At 38.4% G+C, this 21,570-nt stretch carries 7 protein-coding genes, 2 tRNA genes and 1 pseudogene; 6 read left to right on the top strand and 4 right to left on the bottom strand.

Going from position 1 to position 21,570, the window contains the following annotated elements; translation table 11 throughout:
• Positions 1 to 231: 231 nt before the first annotated feature.
• The 3 genes from ACFIK6_RS06765 to ACFIK6_RS06755 all read right to left on the bottom strand — a co-directional run bounded on the left by ACFIK6_RS06765 (position 232) and on the right by ACFIK6_RS06755 (position 14,631).
• Positions 232 to 3,057 carry an autotransporter outer membrane beta-barrel domain-containing protein gene (locus ACFIK6_RS06765; protein ID WP_375642319.1) on the bottom strand — a complete coding sequence of 942 codons (2,826 nt, stop codon included), beginning with the start codon at positions 3,055 to 3,057 and terminating at the stop codon, positions 232 to 234.
• 1,067 nt (positions 3,058 to 4,124) lie between these two features.
• Entirely contained in the window at positions 4,125 to 7,154 is a 3,030-nt protein-coding gene (locus ACFIK6_RS06760) for an autotransporter outer membrane beta-barrel domain-containing protein (RefSeq protein ID WP_375642318.1), read from the bottom strand.
• Positions 7,155 to 7,830: 676 nt separating this feature from the next.
• Positions 7,831 to 14,631: an autotransporter outer membrane beta-barrel domain-containing protein gene (locus tag ACFIK6_RS06755; RefSeq protein ID WP_375677486.1), complete on the bottom strand. Its 6,801-nt coding sequence runs from the start codon at positions 14,629 to 14,631 to the stop codon at positions 7,831 to 7,833.
• 199 nt (positions 14,632 to 14,830) lie between these two features.
• On the opposite strand from ACFIK6_RS06755, the gene ACFIK6_RS06750 reads away from it, so the two are divergent.
• The 5 genes from ACFIK6_RS06750 (at position 14,831) to ACFIK6_RS06730 (ending at position 18,677) form a co-directional block, all read left to right on the top strand.
• Positions 14,831 to 15,781: a siderophore ABC transporter substrate-binding protein gene (locus ACFIK6_RS06750; RefSeq protein ID WP_375677485.1), complete on the top strand. Its 951-nt coding sequence runs from the start codon at positions 14,831 to 14,833 to the stop codon at positions 15,779 to 15,781.
• 103 nt (positions 15,782 to 15,884) lie between these two features.
• The gene (locus ACFIK6_RS06745) at positions 15,885 to 16,841 is read left to right on the top strand and encodes an ABC transporter permease (RefSeq protein ID WP_375677484.1); all 957 of its coding nucleotides are present in this window, start codon (positions 15,885 to 15,887) and stop codon (positions 16,839 to 16,841) included.
• Positions 16,834 to 17,784 (top strand): iron chelate uptake ABC transporter family permease subunit, encoded by a 951-nt coding sequence (locus tag ACFIK6_RS06740; RefSeq protein WP_375657061.1) that lies wholly within the window; start codon positions 16,834 to 16,836, stop codon positions 17,782 to 17,784. Before ACFIK6_RS06745 ends, ACFIK6_RS06740 begins: the two co-directional genes overlap by 8 nt.
• Entirely contained in the window at positions 17,781 to 18,539 is a 759-nt protein-coding gene (locus ACFIK6_RS06735) for an ABC transporter ATP-binding protein (protein ID WP_375642313.1), read from the top strand. The genes ACFIK6_RS06740 and ACFIK6_RS06735 overlap by 4 nt, the downstream gene beginning before the upstream one ends.
• 64 nt (positions 18,540 to 18,603) lie before the next feature.
• Positions 18,604 to 18,677 (top strand) — tRNA-Gln (locus ACFIK6_RS06730).
• A 139-nt stretch (positions 18,678 to 18,816) separates the two neighbouring features.
• On the opposite strand, the pseudogene ACFIK6_RS06725 reads toward ACFIK6_RS06730, so the two are convergent.
• Positions 18,817 to 19,028, bottom strand: a pseudogene (locus ACFIK6_RS06725) (DNA adenine methylase); the annotation flags it as partial.
• Between the two features lie 2,277 nt (positions 19,029 to 21,305).
• On the opposite strand from ACFIK6_RS06725, the gene ACFIK6_RS06720 reads away from it, so the two are divergent.
• Positions 21,306 to 21,379, top strand: a tRNA-Gln gene (locus ACFIK6_RS06720).
• The last annotated feature ends 191 nt before the right edge of the window (positions 21,380 to 21,570 follow it).

Genomic DNA, 21,570 nt, shown 5'->3' with positions numbered 1-21,570 from the left:
CCCAAAGCGGTGATTTCAAGAGAATTTAATAAAAATACACTAAGGAGAAAAACAACATAAGAAGTAAAAACAGCAAACCAGAAAGCCTTATCTCGTTTCTAAAAAGAAACAAACTTGCTCATGCAAAAAACATTTTTTAAAAAAGCTTATTTTAAAAAGTTTCAAACAAATAATAAAAAACCACAAGCTATGCTTGTGGCTTTTTAAACAACTTACCCCAAGATGATCATCCTAAAAACGATAGCGCACTCCACCAGAAAAACTGATTCCGGAAAAACCACCTTTGCTCAACTTATGCTGATAAACCAAATCACCATGAAGCACAAATTTTTGAGACAAGCGAGCATTAAGACCTAATCCAGCCTCTAGAGAAGAACCAAAATCCCCTAACTGGAAAGAATCTTTAAAGCGCACAGACCTTTCTTTGCCAAAATCATGAGCAAAATGAATCTTTCCATAGAAAGAAACATCACGATCTTTTTCAGGTGCAGTAAGAGTCTTTATCAAACGACCACCCACACGCACCATCAATTGATCAAGTTTATCCATCTCAATATTAAAATTATCAATATCACGAGCCGCATTAAATTGAATATGTTGATAAACAACCTGAACCTGTGGATCAAAAACAACACCTTCATACCCTGTGGCAATTTTCTGACCACTCATCAAAGAAACACTTAAAGGGTTACCCTTCAATGTTGCCGTCTTACCCCGTGCAGCAGTCAGAACATCTCCCTTAAACAGACCATAAGATAACAAACCATCAACATAGAAGCCTACATCATGCTGCATACTACCATAAACTGTAGCAGTCCATTTATCAAATGTACTTTTTTGGCTTTGTGCAACATCTCGAGGCTGTAGAGAAAGCTTTCCATAAGATCCCATAACCCCAAAGGATATAGTACTATCAACATTTTCAACAGTTTGTAGCAAAACACCTGTCTCTAGCGCATAGTACCCTAGATCCCCCCCATAACCATATTCAAGCGCAGATAAATCTGAAACATAACGATAACTCCCACCATAGCCACGCAAAAATGAAGCAGGATTTTCACGAATTTCCAACATTCCACCCAAATTGGTCCGTACTGTCTCCAACTGCTTGTTTTGATTGCTGATATCTACCAAACCAGCATGGAACAAACTATTGGGCAAAAGCAGATAAGTTGGCACCTGAGGAACAACTGATCTTACACCTCGTCGAGACGGAGAAACATTTTCAATTTTAGAAAGACTATCCGCAGAAGGCACTGGAACAACCTCTGCAGAAGATGCTGGAACAACATCCGCAGAAGATGCTGGAACAATATCCGCAGAAGATGCTGGAACAACATCCTCAAAAGAAGCACGTGCAGGAGGTGTACGTTTAGAAACCATAGGAGTTGCTCTATAATCAGCAGATGTTTGAACATATTCATTTTCTAAACGAAAATTCCAAAATGCTCCTCCGTTCAAAGCAAATCTCTGTCTAACATGCTCCTCCTCTCCAGTAGCACTTGGGCCATAAGAACGAAGAACATATTTATAAGGCGCACCATCCAATGCAACATACTGCCCATTCAGTTGAAAAGAGTCAGACGATGCATCTCCATAAACTTGAATAATTGAAACACTATGCGCTTTTTCGTTTTTTTCTTCTAAACCTCCCGCAACCCCTTGTATATGGACTATAGTTTTTCCCCAAACATCACCATGAATGAGAAGCCGATCCGTTACTTGATGACCACTTGTATCACTAGGATTTAAACATGCATTCAAATGAATCCAAGCATCACCAAACGCCTGATACACAATACCTTTTCCTTTTCCAATATAAAGCGTTTGATATGCATGATCAGTACTGGACTTTGGTTTTTCAAAAGTAATGGAACTATTAAAAAGACTTACCGATGAAATAAACGAAACACCTCTATAACTAGGATCTTGTAATTTTTTATGTCTTGGGTGCAATAAAGCCCACTGTGAATTATTTTTCAATTCAAGGTCAGCTGTAGAACTATTATCAACCTGAGTTTGACCAACAAGTGCAGAAGCATCAGCAACAACCTTTATAGAAGAGTTACTATCAACCTTCAGCAACAAATCTCCAAAAAGCTTTGTTTCCTTTAAAGATATAAAAGACTTTCCAGATTTACTGCTGTAAAGAGCTATACTATCTGGAACGACAAAATGCGTCTTTTTCAAATTAACACGCGATAATTCTTTCTCTAACGAACCACCTGATGCTGCTTTACCTTCAAAATGCATACCATAAAATGTATTACCTTTTACTGTAATATTGGAATCTCCAATATCAATCTGAGAACCTTTATCTCCCTGCAAGAAAAGCCCATGAGCATCAGTAACATCAACAGACCCTTTCATAAACTCAACATAACCATCTTCAGATATATGAAAAGCTGCCTGACGACCTGCATCCAGCCCTTGATCATCCTTGCCAGTACGACCCTTGCCGGCAATAGAGACCCCCTCTAAAATAAAAAGTCCTTTTTCTCCTGCTTTAACCCCAACACTCCCTAGCCTAATTTGCGTATTCGTTAAATCAACCCTACTTTGAGATTTTCCTTCTGCAACAGCCGCCGTTTTGATTGCATCAATCGATCCACCAGACATTTTGATGTTGCCACCATGAGCTTCCACCCCCACTAAAACGCCACTCAACGTGGAATCGCTCAGAAAGACATCCGCCTGTTCTGATGCCTTTACTCCATATTTCCAAAAATTCTTTTCCGAATTATTCTTTTCATCCCTAATACTCTTAACAGTTATATTCTTGCCACTAATAAATGTATCTTTCTTAGAAATCTCCATGGCTCCATAGACACCATTAACATTTTTATTCGTTAGTGAATAAACTTTATTATTAATTTCATGCTCTCCACCATCAGAACACTGATAAAATGCTGCATTCTGATTACATGAAGACTGCTTTTTTCCAGAGGAAACTTGAGATTCAGCATTGTGTGCAAAAACATCAACACTGTGTGTCAAAAATAGGAATGCCGTTGTAAAAGTACATAAGGAGAAACGTTTTTTAAATAGATTGATCATAATCACACCATAATTCTGCCCCATTACAGAGCAACACATAACGTATTAAAAAACTTAACTAGAAAAATTTAATACATTTTGATTTAAATACAAGAGGTTTATTAAATATTTTTGTGTTTTATGTAAATATGAAATTAAAAAACTACTCAAAAATATAACTGAAGAACAACAGAAAAATCACCTTTAAAGTTGTTATTCAAAAATATCCTTAATCGGTTGACATGCATTAAAACGCCTACTTTAACAGCTGTTTAATCCCCCCAGAGCTGGTATAAATCAACATCCTAACGATAGATATTATATTGAAACAATCTGTACTTTGTAAGCAGACAAAACCATCTGTCCAAATTGGGAAAACAAGAGGAAAACGCACATCTGTTTTTAGGTAATCTTCGTAGTAAGACAGCCTAATAAAGAGCAGGAACGTATAAAAATCAGTTCCTATTTTTACTATATTATTTTAATTCAACTTGACAATATTCAAAAGCATTCAGAACTGGATATTTAAAAAGTAAAGATTATACATAACCTCATCCTGTTATTTATCGCATTCCTTTTAAGAAAACATATTTTCCAAAAACAATATGTCATTATTGTTTTTTCATTCATCAATTTTTTCAGATATCTCTCATTTTTCTATCCCCATTTCACACCGACAGCGGATATAATATAAAATTCATCGGATATAGCCCTCATTGCACTTGAGTAACATCTTTTTCTTTGCCAATTTCTAATATTTTCAATCCTCTCCTCTTAAGGTAATTCGCAAAATTATATTGCCTCCTTTCTTAAACACTTATCCACTTGCCAATCTGACATATAATATTGCAAAGGAATTTTTTTATGGATTCATCATAAGAGCATTGAAAATATTTCAGCATCATGAATTAAAAAATATCTTTATCAATCGGCATATTATAAATAATATAACAATCACTCTAAAATACGCGTTTTGAAACGATAACGTACAAACTCTTCAAACTTTTCAAAAAATGAATAGAGAATGAGAAAAAGCCACAAGTATAACTTGTGGCTTTTTGAAAGATTAATCAAAAACAGGAACAACACTAGAAATGATAACGCAAACCACCCGAGAAACTCGCTCCAGAAAAACCAGCTTTCGTTAGCTTGTGCTGATAAACCAAATCACCGTAAAGTGCAAAGTTTTGAGACAATTGGGCATTAAAACCTAATCCAGTTTCTAACGAAGAACCAAAAGAGCCTAGCTGAAAAGCATCTTTAAAATGCACAAATTGTTTTCCTTCAAAACCGTGAGTAAGATGAAGCTTGCCATAAAAGGAAACAACTTGAGCCTTATCAGTTGCGACCAGCCTCTTTGTTAAACGCCCTCCAACACGCCCTATCCACTGATGAAGCTTTCCAAGCTCAATATCAAAGCCATCCACATCACGCACTTTATTAAATTGAAGATATTGATAAACAACTTGAACTTGCGGATCAAAAACAAAACCATCCTCCCCCACTATAAACGTTTTACCAGCAGTCAATGAAGCACTTAAAGGGTTTCCCTTTAATGTTGCTGTCTTGCCACGTGCAGTTGTGAGAACATCACCTTTAAACAAACCGTAAGACGCAAGACCATCAACGTAAAAACCCGCATCATGCTGCATACCACCGTATGCCGTAACGGACCATTTATCAAATGTACTTTTTTGACTCTGTTCAACATTCAAAGGTTGCAAAGAAAATCTCTCGTAAGCCCCGATAATTCCAAAAGAAGTGGAACCATACATATTTTCGATTGCTTTCAGCACAACACCTGCCTCTATGGCATTATAACCAAGCTCGCCGCCATAACCATATTCAAGCGCGGAAAGATTTGAGGTATAACGATGATTGCCGCCATAACCGCTCACAAAAAAGATAGGCTTTTCACGACTTTCTAATAAATCCCCAGAAGCAATTCGCAAAGCTTCTAATCGCTTATTTTGATTGTTAACATTCATCAAACCAATATGACGTAAGGCATTAGGTAAAAGCAGATAAGTTGGAACCTGTGGAACAACAGCCTTAACACCCGGCTTAGGACGAGGGTGAGGCTCTGGAGCTGGTGCTGGAGAAGGTTCTGGTCCTGGAATTGGATCAGGATCTGGTCTAGGTTTAATATCAGAATCTATAGACCTACTTTCAAGGCGGAAATCCCAAAACTCTCCGTTCCCTTCAACTAATCTTTGATTTGCGCTTGCTTTTCCTAAATGAGACCTTGGACCATAACTATAAAGCTTATACTGATAAGGTAATTTATCTAATGCTACATAACCACCTTCCAACTGAAAAGAATCTTGCTCTGCTTGTCCAGAAACCTGAATGATTGAAATACCTTCATCATTTCCTCCCCTTCCCGTGTATCCTCCTGGACTTCCTGAAACTCCATGCACCTGGAGCTTTGTTTTTCCTGAAACATCACCATGAATTAAAACACGATCAGTCTTTTGATGATCAAGAGCACCACCACTATTCAGATAGCTATTAAGGGAAATAGAGGCACCGTCCCGCGCTCTATAAACTTCACCCTTTCCCTTTCCAATACGAAGGGTTTGATAATCATCAGCAGAAGAAGATTCATATCTTTTAAAATTAATGGAGCTCTCACCCATAAGACTAACGAGTGAAATAGAAGAATCATGTGCAGCCCCATGTTGATCTTTTTGCAACGGTTGTTGTAAAATCCATTTAGAACGGCCTCCCAAATAAAGTTCGGCATTAGAATTTTTATCAACGTGTGTGCGACCTTCAAGAGTAGAAGCATCAGCCAAAACTGTTATAGAGGCACCTTCCTCAGCTTTTAATAAAAAATTCCCTGAACGAAGAGTACTGTGCACCAACCCCACCGCACCAGAAATAACGTTTCTACCATAAAGAGCCGCATCATCTAAAACAGAAAACTCTGTTTTATCCAAATTAACAACTTCTAATCGTGGTAAAACTTCTTCTTCCTCTGATGAAATTTCTTCTTTTTTATCCCCACCTTCACTCCATGGCTTCTCTCCCCGCAAATAGATACCATAAGATCCCTTACCCTTTACAGTAATAGAAGAGGATTTCATATTAACTTCAGTCACAGGAATCTTTGAACCAGAATCTTCATTTGATAAATCTTTAACTTCCTGCAGAGGAATAGAATCGACTGTATTTTCTAATAATATGCCATGGACACCACCACCAGTACTAACAGTAGTCCCCTCTAAATTAACAGCCCCCCCTAAATCCGTATGCACAACCGCACGATCCTTACCTTTGTCACCTTTCCCAGTAATTTTAACATTCTCGAGATTTACTTTTCCACCTAACATCGAAGAAATCCCATGGCTGTTCATAAAATCAACTGATCCACCTGACATCCAAACTTCTGAATGATCATAACTTAAAAGGCTTGCGTTCCCATTAGCGGTCTTAATTTCTGTATCTTCTAAAAGAACAAACGAGTTCTCTGCTGCATCAACACCCTCATGACTTTCCTTAATCTTTCCATTTTTTACCTCAATCACTCCATTACTCGCACGAAGGGCTATAACTGTATTTTTGATAATCGGATCTTTCAAAACAATCTTACCGTCCTCTAATACGTGCACCCCCATTAGAAAAGTTTTATCAGCAACTTGACTACTAACCTCTACATCCTTCCCACTAACCCTTGTGCCTATTCCTTTTACCGTTATAGCAGTAGCGCTCGGCGGTTCCCCCCCACGTACAGCTTTATAAGACCGATTATCAATTTTGTCTTTTTCACAATTATCGCATATATAATATGCACCATCATGTAATATAAGCTTATTATTTTCATATATTTCACGGCCGTATGCACCTTCTTTTTCCTCACTGTATCCACTGAAAAAGTTAGAAAAATTATCCCTAATAGGATATCCATCAACACTACTGATAAAATAACTGCTGTTTGGAACAGTGGGGGCAATTGGGACGACATAAACATCGGTCTCGATATTGCTAATACCATAAGAAGACGTACTATAATGCCCTTTAACACTTGCTCCAACCATTGCTCCATTTGGGAGCAAAGAAAGGATAGCTGTTGTACAAGCACATAAACATACATGATTTCTAAAAACTTTAATCATAGTTCCCTCGAAACTTTCCTTCCCCTCTCATTAAAAATAAAAGCACCTGCAAAACATCCCCTTGCACACCTCAAAATACGAAAAGTGTAACAAAAAGAACATGCCTCATGCTCATCTGAACTGTGCAATGAACTACCCCAATAAATTTGGCAAAAACTCTACGCCTAAACCACCTATAAGAGAATAGTTAAATAGCACACTTTATAAGTGTATAATGCATTCTGTATTTCGTGTAAAGAAAAAATAAAACCAGTGCGTGTAATTAATTAAAAACACAATCAAACCTTGTGAACTTTAAAAATTAATCCACAAGGAGATGAATGAAACAATGATTTAAATCAGTAGAAAACAAACGCTCAAAAACGAGCTTTAGAAAACATCAAATATTATATTAGATAACATCAATACAGTAGCAAAAAGGATAACGTAACGTATACTGGACTGCTGAACGCTTAAAAAGCCGATAAAAGCGAGGCACTCTATCGCACCAGTAGCAGCATAAATTTTAAGAAAATTCGCTTTAGCAGAGAAAAGTGCTCTCATACATAAAACAAACTATGTCTTTTTTGCTCAATTAAGAAGACGAAAATCTTTTAAAGACAACACAAGTTGTTACAAAGAAAAAAGGCAGCACAATGTGCTGCCTTTTCTAAAAAGGTACATAGTGTACCTTTTATTAAAACTGATAACGTACTCCTCCGGAAAAACTTGTTCCCGAAAAACCAGCCTTATTAAGCTTATGTTGATAAAGAATATCAGCATGCAGAGAGAACTGTGGCAACAATTTGGCATTAAAACCTAATCCAGCCTCTAGAGAAGAACCAAAAGCTCCTAACTTGAAAGCATCATTGAAATGCACAGACTGTTTTCCTTCAAAACCATGAGCAAGATAAAGCTTACCATAGAAAGCAATAGCATTCACACCTTCAGAGCCTGTAGGAATCTTGGTTAAGCGTCCACCAACACGTGCTACCCACTGATTAAGGTTACCCATTTCAATATCAAAATTGTCAATATCACGGGCCTTATTAAACTGGAGATGTTGATACACAACCTGAACCTGCGGATCAAAGACAAAACCCTTATATCCTGTCGCAATTGTCTGACCACCAGCTAAAGAAACACTCAAAGGATTACCTTTTAATGTTGCTGTTTTACCCCGTGCAAGGGTGAGAACATCACCTTTGAACAGACCATAGGATAAAAGACCGTCAACATAGAAGCCAGCATTATGCTGCATGCTACCATATACCGTAGCAGTCCATTTATCAAATGCACTCTTCTGGCTTTGCTCAACATTCAAAGGCTGCAGAGAAAGTTTTCCATAAGTTCCCATAACACCAAATGATAGAGAACTATCAGAGCTTTCAATAGTTTGCAGCAGAACACCTGCCTCTACACCATGATAGTCAAGATCACCTCCGTAACCATATTCAAGTGCGGACAGATCTGAAGCATAACGGTAACTTCCACCATAGCCACGCAAGTATAAAGCAGGATTTTCACGAACCTCTGCCATTCCTGTAGAAGTCATCCGCAATGTCTCCAACTGCTTGTTTTGATTACTGATATCCATCAAACCAGCATGGAATACGCTATTAGGCAAGACAAGATAAGTTGGAACCTGTGGAACAACAGACCTTACAAACTGTTCAGGAAGAGCAGAAACCCCCATAGACTTAACATACTGATTTTCTAGACGGAAGTTCCAAAACTCTCCACCATCCTTAACAAACTTCTGCTGAACATGCTCCTGTTTTGAAGTCACTTCTGGAGCATAAGCACGAAGGGTGTATTTGTAAGGTGAATTCCTCAGCACAACATAATTGCCATCGAGTTGGAAAGAGTCTTTCTTCGCTTGACCATAAACCTGAATAACTGAAACACTGTGAGCAATCTTTCCATTCGCTCTAGCATCTCCTACATTGCCCGCATCACCTCGTACATGTATTTTTGTTTTTCCAAAAACATCACCATGAATGACAAGTCGATCCGTCACTTGTTGATCACTCGGATCATGGGGATTCAAACGTGCATTGAGATGAATTACAGCATCACCCTGTGCCTCATAAACTGTGCCGTTCCCATTTCCAATATGGAGAGTCTGATATCTCCCTTCAGATTCGGAAGGTCTAAAATCAATAGCACTATTTACAAGTCTCACAGAAGAAACGCATGAATTCACACATCCTGAATCTAAAGTACCCAAATTCTTCTGCGCACTTCTTTTTAGAACCCACTGTGAACTATTAGCCAAGTCTAATTTTGCATAAGAACTTCTATCAACGCGAACATCGCCTGTAACAACAGATCTATCAACCGTAACTGATATATTAGAATCATTCTCGGCTTTTAATAATAAGTCACCAGCAAGAGCTGTTTTATTTTCTAATGAAACATGACCACCAGAATTATTACCATAGATCGCTATACCATTTGCAACTTCAAAAGCCGTTTTTTTCAACGAAACTGTTCCTGTTATGCCTATAGGTGTTCTCTCCTGTTTAGATACAGCGCTCCGCTTAGCAACAATTGCTTTCTCAGTTGCTAAATTCTTGCTCCGATTTTGTTGACTCTCTTCTTCCTGTGTTACTCCATCAAAATATATACCATAGGTTTCATCACCTTCTACTTTAACAGTAGAAGATTCGATATTTGCGTGATTCATAGCAGGACGAACCTCAGAAGATCTCCTTCTTCTAGAAGAACCGGTCTCAACCACATTATCACCAGAGTTCATAATCCACAAAGCACGAGAATCAGTAACAACATTTCCATTCTTAAAATCAATAGAAGCATTATCACTCAACAGAAAAGCTGCATGCTCTAAATTCTCTGTAGAATCTAACTTCCCTGTCGTTTTTTTCGCATTAATGTTAACTTTGTCTAATGCAACACTCCCCCCAGATTCTGACCTCACAGCCACTCCCTTTGCCAAAGTAATAGCTCCAGAGTCCATGCTTATCTTACCGCCTGTACTTGCCAGACCAACCGCCGAATCCCCAGTCACGTTAATTTTTGTATCCTTTAAATTAACAGATGATCCAGAACCAGCCAAAGCACCCACATAAAGCGCATCGACTGTCCCATCATTCATCGTAACCTTCCCGCCACTTTGCGCCTCAAGCCCAATCACAGAAGATTGAATTACTGATTTATTCTCTAAAACGACTTCTGCATTTTCTTCTGCAAGCACAGCACTCACAGAACTCACTTTAGCAAGATCAACAGCATTTCCATTACCAGAATTCGGGCCAATAATGGTAGCAGCGTTTAGCTTAATATTCGTACCACTTTTTACATGCATAGAATGTTGTGTCGAATTATTTGCTTTCAGTGTAAGCTGCTGGACTGTGTATGATTTGCCATCACTGCATAAAATAGAGCTTTGCGATTGCCCCACACCATTACACCCAACAGGAGTAACTTTCTTATCTGCACTGCTAACATCTGCAACAGCGGGTACCCTAGATTCCTTATAAGCCACAGTCTGTACAGAAATAGGTTGCTTGGAACCTGCCGTAGACTTCGTGGAATCAGTAGACTTCACAACAGAAGGCAATGAAACTTTAGATACTGTCTTTTTAGATTCTGTAACAGTAACAGTTTCAGACGGTTTAGAGCCTACAGAAGCAGTTAGAACAGGCTTCACGAGTACAGATTCCTTTTTCCCAGACACGATAGAGACAGAAGGAGTTTCTCCTGCTTCAGATACTCCAGTTCCCTCATGCGTAATAGTCCTTACATTTTCAGATCTTTCATTAGGTTGAGAAGAAGTAGTTACATCTGTCGTCGCAGGTATACTAAGTGGAGTTACAGTAGATGCATTTTCTATAACACTAACGCTATCAGAACTACTATCAAATGTTATAGAGTCACCATTTTCACCTGTTATATTATGCTCTACCGTATCAGGTCCTAGCTCATAGGAATCATTATCCATCTGACCCAAAAGTACAATATCTACACCGTCTTCTGTCGTTACTAGATCTCCATACCCCCCTTCGTTAGATGTGATAGTTTCAGACGAGAGAGATAGCGTGTGTCCAGAAGATCCACCTACCTCAGGTGCGGGGCTACCAAACTCAGATGGGGGAGCAGTAATCTCAGATGTAGGGGTATCAACCTCATATGTGAAACTACTAAACTCAGATGTGGAACTGCCACCCTGAGACGCTGGGTCACCATCCTGAGGTGCGAGGCTACCAGCATCAAACTCAGGTGTGGAGATACCAGATGCACTTTCTTCAGGTACTTCAGTTCCCTCATGTGTAATGGTTCTTACATCTTCAGATCCTTCATTAGATTGAGAAGGAGTCGTTACATCTGTCCCCGCAGGCGTACTAAGTGGACCTACAGTAGATGCATTTTTTATAACACTAATGCTATCATAACTACTATCAAATGTTATAGGGTCACCATTTTCATCTGTTATACTATACTCTAGCATATCAGTTCCTAGCTCATAAGAAGAGTAATCCGTCTGCCCCAAAAGTACAATACCCACACCGTCTTTTGTCACTACCATATTTCCATATTTCTCTTCGTCAGATGTGGGAGTTCCAGACGAGAGAGATAGAGTATGTCCAGAAAGTCCATGTGTCCTAGATACAACCAAAGTAGAAAGATCTACACTATCTTTTTCAAGCGAACCAGTCTGAGATAATGAAGGATCACTTACCTGAGATGCGAGGCTACCAGCCTGAGGTGTAGGGACACTAGGTTCAGATACAGGGGTACCAAGCTCAGACGCAGAGCGACCACGATCAGATGTGGGACTACCATCTTGAGGTACTGGATTACCATCCTGAGATGCTGGGCGATCAGAATCAGGCGCGGGAGTACCAGACTCAGGTGTGGGAACACCAGATGCATTAGGTTGAACCTTCGATACCGGAGAATTAACAGATCTGTCAGCTCCACCTTCCAATTTACTTGCTAAGTTGAAATTCCACAGCTTTTCTGTTTTCCCCGATGAAAGGCTATATTGTAATGGATCAGCACGAAGGACGTACTGATAAGGCGAACCCTGCAGTGTAACATATGTAGTAGCAAGCTCAAAGGAATCACTGTTTGCTTCTCCAAAAACCTGGACAATTGGAATAGATTCAGGAACACTGTTATTTTCCCCTCGGTCAGCCTGATTTTGTATACTTTGACGCTGAACCCTTTCTCCATTTCTTAATTTCTCATTTAGAGTGTTGATGACAGACGAGTCGTTCACATAAACCTTAGTTTTTCCAGTAACATTACCATAAATCAAAAGTTGATCAGACAAAAGTCTAACGTTATCAGAATCGCCAGAAACAAAACTCGCATTGACATAAATCTTGGAATCTCCACTAGCACTGTAAACTACACCTTGCTCTTCTCCAATATGCAGCGTTTGATAACCTTCGTTTTCATTTCTTGGAGGTAAAAATGCAATCGTACTATTTGCAAGACTTACAAATGAAATACACGAACCTATACAACCCTTATCTACCACCCACCCCGTATTTACTTCCCCCCCCGTATTTACCTGTCTCAGATTCCTATTATTACTTTTTGCTAAATACCATCCTGATTCATCAGACAAATAAAGTTTAGCATAAGCATCTTTACCAATTTTAGAATCACCCACAATCGAAGATTTTAAAGCGTACACCGCCAGATTAGAAGTAGTTTCGGCCTTCAAGAATGTATCACCCGAAAGAACTGTCCCCTCTTTTAAAAAGAGAACACCATCCACATCATCACCATGAACAGCTACACCTTCTGGAACCGAAAGAGAAGTATTTGTCAAAGAAACAACCAGCCCTTTGTCATTAGCCGCACTCACTTTCCTAAGTTTCTTACCATTGTTATTTAATTTATCATAAGGTATCCCAAAAGAAATAATCAGCTTGTTATCATTTTTTTCATATTTCTCACCATTTGAGTCCAGTTCACCCATTATACCAAAAGATATTCCATAAGAATCTCTCCCACCAATTTTAATGTTTGAGTCCCTGATCTCAGCTCTAAGTTTCAAAGTATCCGAAAGCTTCCCAGAATTACTTAGATAGCGCGAGAGATTTACATTACCTGTAATAGTCGAACGAATATCAGTATAAGCTTTATCCATAACGTGCTGAACGTCATCGACTGGATTCTGCGGTTGGATCTCATGTCCTTCACCAACAACCAAAGAACGCTGAGACATAAAGCCCTTGAAAGCATCAGATATACCAATAGGCTCAACAGTATCAGTAATATCATTAGCTACCAACAAAGCAACTGCATCAGTCCCCGTAACATCTCCATTATGAACAGAAATAAACCCTCCATGAGAAAGGAATGCAAAACTTTTAACACTAGGAATATCTTTCCCGCTACTTTCTTCTTTAATTTTTATTCTAACCCCATCTAGTTTAACAATTCCTTTACGCTCGGATATGACTCCCACCCCGCCTTTCGCAAAGTTAATCTCCCCAGATTTCATCATTATTCTAGAATCATCAGAACTGTGCAAACCAGTTCTAGCTGCATTAAAAACCACTCCATCCAAAATAACAAACGACCCCTTATCCGCCGCAGCACCTATAGCAGCGTGATAGACACCCCCTCCTTTCATGTAGATTCCACTGTACTGTTGAGCATTAACCCCAACTTCGAACTTCTTAATATGCGAACGTTCTAACTGAACTTTTGAAAAAGACCTTGCTAATACCCCTGCCGCAACACTAGAAGCATCATCTGTATGATCACCTTCTGTTCCTTTAGCCCCATCACCTGAAACATCTTTTATAGGAGGCACCACTGCAATAGATGTAGGAGCCATCCCCGTAATGGACGCATTATTTAACACAATAGTTGTCCCTGTAACTCGAGCTATTACTTCACTCAAACCAGAATTCTGATCACCCCCCCCATCAACACTCCCCTGTACTCCGCTAGAAGGCTTCGATGAAGGCTTGGTCGTTGCATACACAGCATTTTGGTCACTCTTCTTCGTCTGAATAATAGTTCCCTTCATTACATGCTTCCCAGAATCATCACAGAAAATGGAAGCAACGCTTTTATAACTCCCAGCATCGCACGCGGAAGAGGGGTTTGAAGACTCACTCCCCTGAACAGATCCAGCACTTTGTCTAACATCACCACTCCCTTGCGCAGAATCACCGGAGGCAGCACCAGGAGAACCACCAGGAACACCGCCAACGCCAGGGACACCAGCACCGCCAGGGACACCAGCACCGCCAAGTCCACCAGCACCAGGTACACCACCGCCATTGCCGTTGTTTGGGCCAGCGACTTGTGGTAAAGGAGGTGCGGGTAATTCTGCTACTTCAGGTTTAGGAGATTGTGATAAAGCTCCTGGTAGCAGAGAGGAAAATGATAGTTGTGGTAGAGAAAACCAACTAGCCCCCATAGAAGAATCTACACCTTGTAAAAAGAAGAGAGCACTTGTTGTCAGTGCGTACAGACTTGTACGCTTTTTAAATACATTGATCATATGTCAAACTTTCTAAATAATGTTGCAAAAACACTAGAATTAAGTGAAAATGAGGTAAGTGGACAATTTGTAACATACGTTAGTCAATTTTACAACATAGTGTTATTTATTTGCGCTTCATTTTGTGCATAAAAATACCTAAGTTAAGGTTTTTAAATGCACAAACCCTTGTAATATCAGATAAAAGGATAAAATCACGATGATAAAATATATGAAATGGATGACTTCTGTTTTATTGGTTGCAATCAGCTTTGCAACGGTTTTGTGGACTCATACGAGTATTGCAAATACCAGTGTTAAGACAAATGTAACGATTAATCATGTTTCAGGCACAACTTCTGTTCCCGCTTCTCCGCAAAAGGTTGTTGTGTTTGATCTTGCCTCGCTAGATAATATGAATCGCCTTGGTATCCAAGCGGTTATCGGCCTTCCTGAAGGCAAAAAACCTTCCTATCTGCAACAGTTTGATGATGCAAAATATGAAAGAATTGGAACCGTTTTTGAACCAGATTATGAAAAAATTGCCACTCTTCAACCTGATTTGATTATTATTTCCTCCAGAACTCAAGCAAAATATAAAGATTTATCCAAAATAGCCCCAACAATTGATCTAACCGTAGAAAACGAAAATTCTCTTGCAGATATTAAACGAAATGTGTCTATCCTTGGAAAAATTTTTGGCAAAACACAAGAAGCAGAAAAGGAAATTGCAAAAATCGATGAAGCTTTTGCTGAAGTCCGTAAAAATACTAAAGGAAAAGGCACCGGCCTCATACTCATGACCTCTGGTGGAAAAATCAGTGCTTTCGGACCAAAATCACGTTTCGATATTTTTCACTCCGCTTTTGGAATTGCCCCCGCAACCGATAAACTTACCGTGCAAAAACATGGACAACTCATTTCTCCTGAATTCATTCTTGAAACCAATCCTGATTGGTTGTTGGTGATTGATCGTGATGCAGCCATTGGACGAGAAGGACAATCCGCAGCACAATTGCTCAACAATGAGCTTGTTCACCGCACAACAGCGAGCAAACAAAACCAAATTATTTATTTGGACTCTTGGAGCTGGTATCGTGCAAATGGTGGTTTAACGGCACTCATTGAAACCGCTAAGCAGATCAATGAAGCCTTTACAAAGAGCAAATAAGCGTACAAAAGAGCTTGCTTGATATATAAATAAAATTTAAAAGCAGAGGTTGTTTATTAAGCAGTCTTTGCTTTTTGTAGGTTTTGTTAGAAAATGATTTAACGTGAAGAATTACTGGATAACCATAACACTTCTAATTTTCCTGTCTATCCTCAGCATTTTTGTTGGTTATTCTGATGTCACACCTTCTGACCTATTCGCAGCCGATCCTCATGCGTGGCTTATTTTTTGGCAAACACGTCTTCCTCGTACCATTGCAATCCTTTTAGTAGGTGCAGCACTTGCACTTTCAGGCATGATTATGCAACTATTGACACGCAATCGCTTTGTCGAGCCATCAACTGCCGGAACCGTTGAATCTGCTTCCCTTGGCATTCTTTTTATTATGATTTTTTTGCCCGATATTCCTGTTTTAGGAAAAATGGTCGTTGCAACAATTTTTGCCATGGCAGGCACTTTACTTTTTATGTTTTTATTGCGACGCATTCCTCTAAAATCTGCTCTCATTGTACCCCTTACAGGGATTATGCTAAGCTATATTATTGGCTCTTTAACCAATGCCATTGCAGATTATGAAATGTTACTCCCTTCTCTTCAAGCTTACTTATTTGGCAGTTTTGCGATGGTTCTTGAAGGAAAATATGAGCTCTTATGGCTATCTCTTCCCCTTTGTATTCTGGCCTATTGTACTGCTGATCGCTTTACGGTTGCAAGTTTGGGAGAAGATTTAACCAATAACCTTGGATTGAATTATCGTGTTGTCATGTTTTTTGGTCTTTTTATTGTCGCTTCAATCACTGCTGTTGTTGTCTGTACAATTGGCCGTATTCCTTTTGTTGGACTCATTATTCCCAACCTTGTGTCAAATTTCATGGGCGATAATATGCGCCGTACTGCTCCTTGGGTGGCCATCAGCGGTGCAGGATTGGTCTTGATTTGTGATCTTGTAGGACGAATAATTCATCCTTCTCTTGAAATTCCCATCAGCACTATGATGGGTGTAATCGGTAGTTTTGTTTTTATGATACTGCTTTTACGCTGGAGAAAGCGTCTTGGATAGAAGAAGAAAAACAATATGTGTACTAACAACACTTATCATCATAGCATGTACTGTCATTAGTCTTTACATGACGTGGAATATCAATGTGTATACATGGACATTTCGTCTTACAAAACTTTCCTCTCTGCTTCTTATTGCCTATGCAATAAGCGTTTCTACGGTTTTATTTCAAACAATCGTTAGTAACCGTCTTCTTACCCCTTCAATTATGGGATTTGATCAGCTTTATATTTTAATAAAGACTGTCCTAATGTATTTTGTAGGCTCTCTTTCTTTGCCCTTTTTGAATGAAGAAGGACAGCTCGTTCTTGAAGCCCTCATTCTTATTCTTTTTTCAATAAGCCTTTTTCGCTGGCTCTTTTCAGGAAGCCTAAAAGGACTTCACCTAACGCTTTTAATTGGTGTTGTTTTAGGCGGCTTTTTTTTCAGTTTACGGATGTTTATGCAATTGCAACTAAATCCAGACCAAATGATGAATTTAACGGATATTATGTTTGCAAATTTTAATAAATTCAATACACCATTAATAAGCTTTGCCACAATCATTGTCTTCATTGTGAGTCTGATTGGATGGCAGTCCCGTCATCTTCTTGACATTTTGGCTTTGGGACGTGAAAATGCCCTCAATCTTGGCGTTAATTACCACAAAAGTGCGACAGCTGTCCTTATTTTTGTTTCCATTCTCGTTTCCATTTCCACCGCATTAGTAGGGCCCGTCACCTTTTTTGGACTGTTGGTTGCCAACCTTTCCTATGAACTTTCTCCTCAAGCAAAACACAGTGTTGTTCTTCCAATTGCAATATTATTGGCTATTATTTGTTTGGTGGGGGGGCAATTTATTTTAGAACAAATTTTTCATATGGCAGGACGTTTAAGTTTTATCATTGAGTTTTGTGGGGGAATTGTTTTCTTAATGTTGCTGATGAAGGGAAAACTAAAATGATTGAGATCAATCATCTTTCCAAAGCTTACGGAGCACGATTGATTATCGATAATTTATGCCTTCATCTTCCCAAGGGAGGGATTATTTCTCTCATTGGGCCGAATGGTTCGGGAAAATCAACTCTTTTAATGCTGATAAGACGTCTTTTGCCACACCATAATGGTACAATTCATATCGACGGCTTTGATATTGATAAAATGCCCCACGATATTTTGGCTCAAAAGCTCTCAATTCTGCGTCAAGATAATCCTTTATCCTTCCGTTTAACCGTATACGATTTAGTAAGTTTCGGACGCTATCCTTATTCAAAAGGCTGGTATACACATGAAGATAAACAATTTATCGACAGTGCGCTACGCTATCTGGGCTTACAAGATTTAAAAGACCGTTTTTTAGATGAGCTTTCTGGCGGTCAGCGTCAACGTGCTTTTATAGCCATGGTTATCTGCCAAGACACTGATTATCTTCTCTTAGATGAACCATTAAACAATCTGGATATGAAACACGCCGTTTCTATGATGAAGCAGTTACGCCGCACAGCTGATGAACTGAAAAAAACCATTCTTATTGTTATGCACGATGTTAATTTTGCATCATCTTATTCAGATATGATTGTTGCACTGAAAAATGGGAAAGCAGCCTATTGTGGAACTCCCAAAGAAATTATGCAACCAGAAATTCTTAAAGACATTTATGATGTCGATATTCAAATCAAAACAATCAATGACATCCCTATCGCTCTTTATTATCGATAACCATAAAGATTTTTTGCGCTTGCATGCACTATAGAATCTGCTAGGGATAGTAAAATGGGCTTATTGGGGAATAGTTTAATGGTAGAACAGCGGACTTTGACTTCGTCAATCTTGGTTCGAATCCAAGTTCCCCAGCCAGTATTTAATGATTTTAGCTTGCCATCGGGTTTTGTATAATTTGAAAGCAGGTTTTACATCAGTTTATTTTTTTCAAAGGATATTCAAAAACCTTTCAATGGTTATTTAAAACCCCTTTAGTGCATATTTTTCTCTTCCTTTAAAAATTGCAATTTGAGATGATAAGCTCTTGAGCCGGAGTAGTTTCCTTGAACCACATGTATAAGATATGTGCCAACCCCTTTTATCTTAAATTGGCTAAAGATTTTTCGGATTTGAGGCACATCATTGAGAGAGAAGAAACTTCCCTTTAATTGCGCAAGCAGAGCAAACATCGTCTGGTAATCCTCTCGTAAATAAATCCTTTCCATAGTAATACACGTACATCTGGCTCTGTTTATAGCAATGCCAAGGTTTCATATCATGCCAAGATCTGGGATAAAGCCTACGGCAATGCAAAATTAAACAGTTAAAGTAAGTGTTATTCCCCCAAAATGTAAGGTTTATGACAACGATAACATTATCAAGATTATAGATATAAACAAATAAACGACAGGCATGGGGACGCCTTATCTAATAGCTATAAACCTATCTAAAGAGAGAATTTATAAAAGAAAGCCGAACCAAGTAACATGATGCGGCTTTCAGATATTGATTATAAGATTCAAATGAATCATCCACAATGGAGTAATGAATGCATATATACAAAACGTATTATATTGCAAGTGCTCTATTAGAAATATGAAAACTTATCAAAAGAAAATGCATCTTAAATGAATGTCTTCTCAATAAGGCTTTCATAAGTATCTTTTCATTTTGCACTCAAATGTAACTTCTTTGCAAATTAACCAGCTCAAATTTGAGTTGGCAAAATCAACCAATCCAATTTTGGAGGCATTATCTTTAGAGTAGAGCCATCTTTAAACATTATAGCTTTTGACTCAAAATTGAGTAAAATACCATGCCTTAGATGTTACAATGGTTTTGAATTTTGCTGCCTCATTTTTTTTTCAATAGGTGCCCCCAAAATTTGGGAGGAGCTCATTTGGTTTCGTATTTTTAAACTGTAACTTTTAAAACGTTTTTTGCTCGCTTGCTTGCGTTATATCATTAAAAGGCTTTCAATTTCATAAGACATAACATTGTGATTTTCATTCTGTATTGTGATGATAGTATCTATATAATGCCTGCCTATCATTTACTAACTTTTTAGTAAGCATTTTTAAAAACGATCTTGTCTTTAAATCTTTTTATGCAATCTTTATGAACTCAATCTATAAGCTTATGATAGTCTTAAACGATTATTCCTTTTAAGGTTTTGCTTAAATAAAGAGCAAAACACATCCCATTCTTAAACGTATGCAATTTATATTATCGATAATTCCAAACGACTGAAATTTTAAACAATGTGATTTGTGCTGTGATAAAAACGTATCATAAAATTTATGACCTGTTATGAATGATAACCGCTTTTCATTTCATTTGAATGCACATATGCGTTATAATATTTACATCATGATTAGCTTTTTATGGTCTATACATCCATGGCAATCTTATATAAAAAATGATCAATTCAAACATGCATAAAAGTATGGATTCTTAAGTGGATTCATATAAAATAATTTCACTTAATGTATTGACTTTATTAGTTTTTATGAACAATGTCTTTTTAGCTTCAAACGATATCAATTTCCTTGTAAAGAATATTCCTCCCATTACAACAAAAGGCTCAGTATAAGTGCGATGGAGAATAGCTTATATGATTTTACAAGTACTGATCACTGGCCATGCAATAACGCCGACTGATCCCCAAGCCAATTAGACTGCCTGTGGGAACAGGCAGGTTGTGGGGCTGAATATAAATGGAACAGCACCGAACGAATAAGCCACACGTCGAAAGCAAGCCTCTAGCGTGCATAGCTTATAGGTTTTGGAAACAAACAATTATTATAATTCAGGTATTATAATTCAGACGATTAAAGATCGGATCTCAAGCTTTTTAATCTAGTGGACAAACACGAATAATATGTCCGTCTGGATCTTTGATGAGGAAGGTACGTCCAAATACATCAGTATAGGGTTTCTTCAAGACATTTATCTCAACAGTGGTTTGCTCTTTCCATTCCGCATAGAGCTTATCTACGTCCTCTCCCTTAGGCAACTAATGCCGATTTCTGAAAAACGAGGTACATTTTCCTCAAGGCGCATCGCCCCCAGACCAGAGAGCAAAGAGTGCGTCACCCGAAGAAGCAAACGCAACATAGCGTGGCGAGATGAATACAGGTTCTTTCTTGAAGATAAATTTGTAAAAAGCGATAGAATATTCTACGTTTGAGACATATACCAACTGTAGGTTTTGGGTAACAGGATAAGTAGGGATATTACTCATAAATTCTCCATGATTTAGTAGCTGTTGCTTGACAGGCATATACCTATTAGAGAATATTTCAACAAGAGTTTGTAATGCTTCCGTTCACGGTGTGCTCTATTTATATGTTTTTATTCTCTTATTGCTATATGCTAAAATATTGAGACCGCCACTACTGAGATTATAATGACATCCCTATCGCTCTCTATTATCGATAATCTAAAGATTTTTTGCGCTTGCATGCACTATAGAATCTGCTAGAGATGGTAAAATCGGCTTATTGGGGAATAGTTTAATGGTAGAACAGCGGACTCTGACTCCGTCAATCTTGGTTCGAATCCAAGTTCCCCAGCCAGAGTAGCTGTTTGTAGCTTGCCTGTGTAGCTTGCCAGCGGGTTTTGTATATTTTGCCACTAGGTTTTGTAGCAATTTATTTTTTTCAAAGAGTTTTAAAGAGGTTCTCAAAGGGTCTTCAAAGGTCTTTCAAAGATCATTTAAAACCTCTTCCATGAATCTTTTTTTCTTCCTCTAAAAGTCGCAATTTGA

The organism is Bartonella sp. AS69XJJH, from assembly GCF_042195585.1.
Classification (GTDB): domain Bacteria; phylum Pseudomonadota; class Alphaproteobacteria; order Rhizobiales; family Rhizobiaceae; genus Bartonella.
The sequence above is the reverse complement of the archived record's forward strand: the minus strand, read 5'-3'. Positions and strand labels throughout refer to the sequence as shown.

Bases quoted from the DNA above. Each gene is read 5' to 3' on its own strand.
- ACFIK6_RS06755 (WP_375677486.1), bottom strand. From the start codon at position 14,631: ATGATCAATGTATTTAAAAAGCGTACAAGTCTGTACGCACTGACAACA.
- ACFIK6_RS06765 (WP_375642319.1), bottom strand. From the start codon at position 3,057: ATGATCAATCTATTTAAAAAACGTTTCTCCTTATGTACTTTTACAACG.
- ACFIK6_RS06735 (WP_375642313.1), top strand. From the start codon at position 17,781: ATGATTGAGATCAATCATCTTTCCAAAGCTTACGGAGCACGATTGATT.
- ACFIK6_RS06750 (WP_375677485.1), top strand. From the start codon at position 14,831: ATGATAAAATATATGAAATGGATGACTTCTGTTTTATTGGTTGCAATC.
- ACFIK6_RS06760 (WP_375642318.1), bottom strand. From the start codon at position 7,154: ATGATTAAAGTTTTTAGAAATCATGTATGTTTATGTGCTTGTACAACA.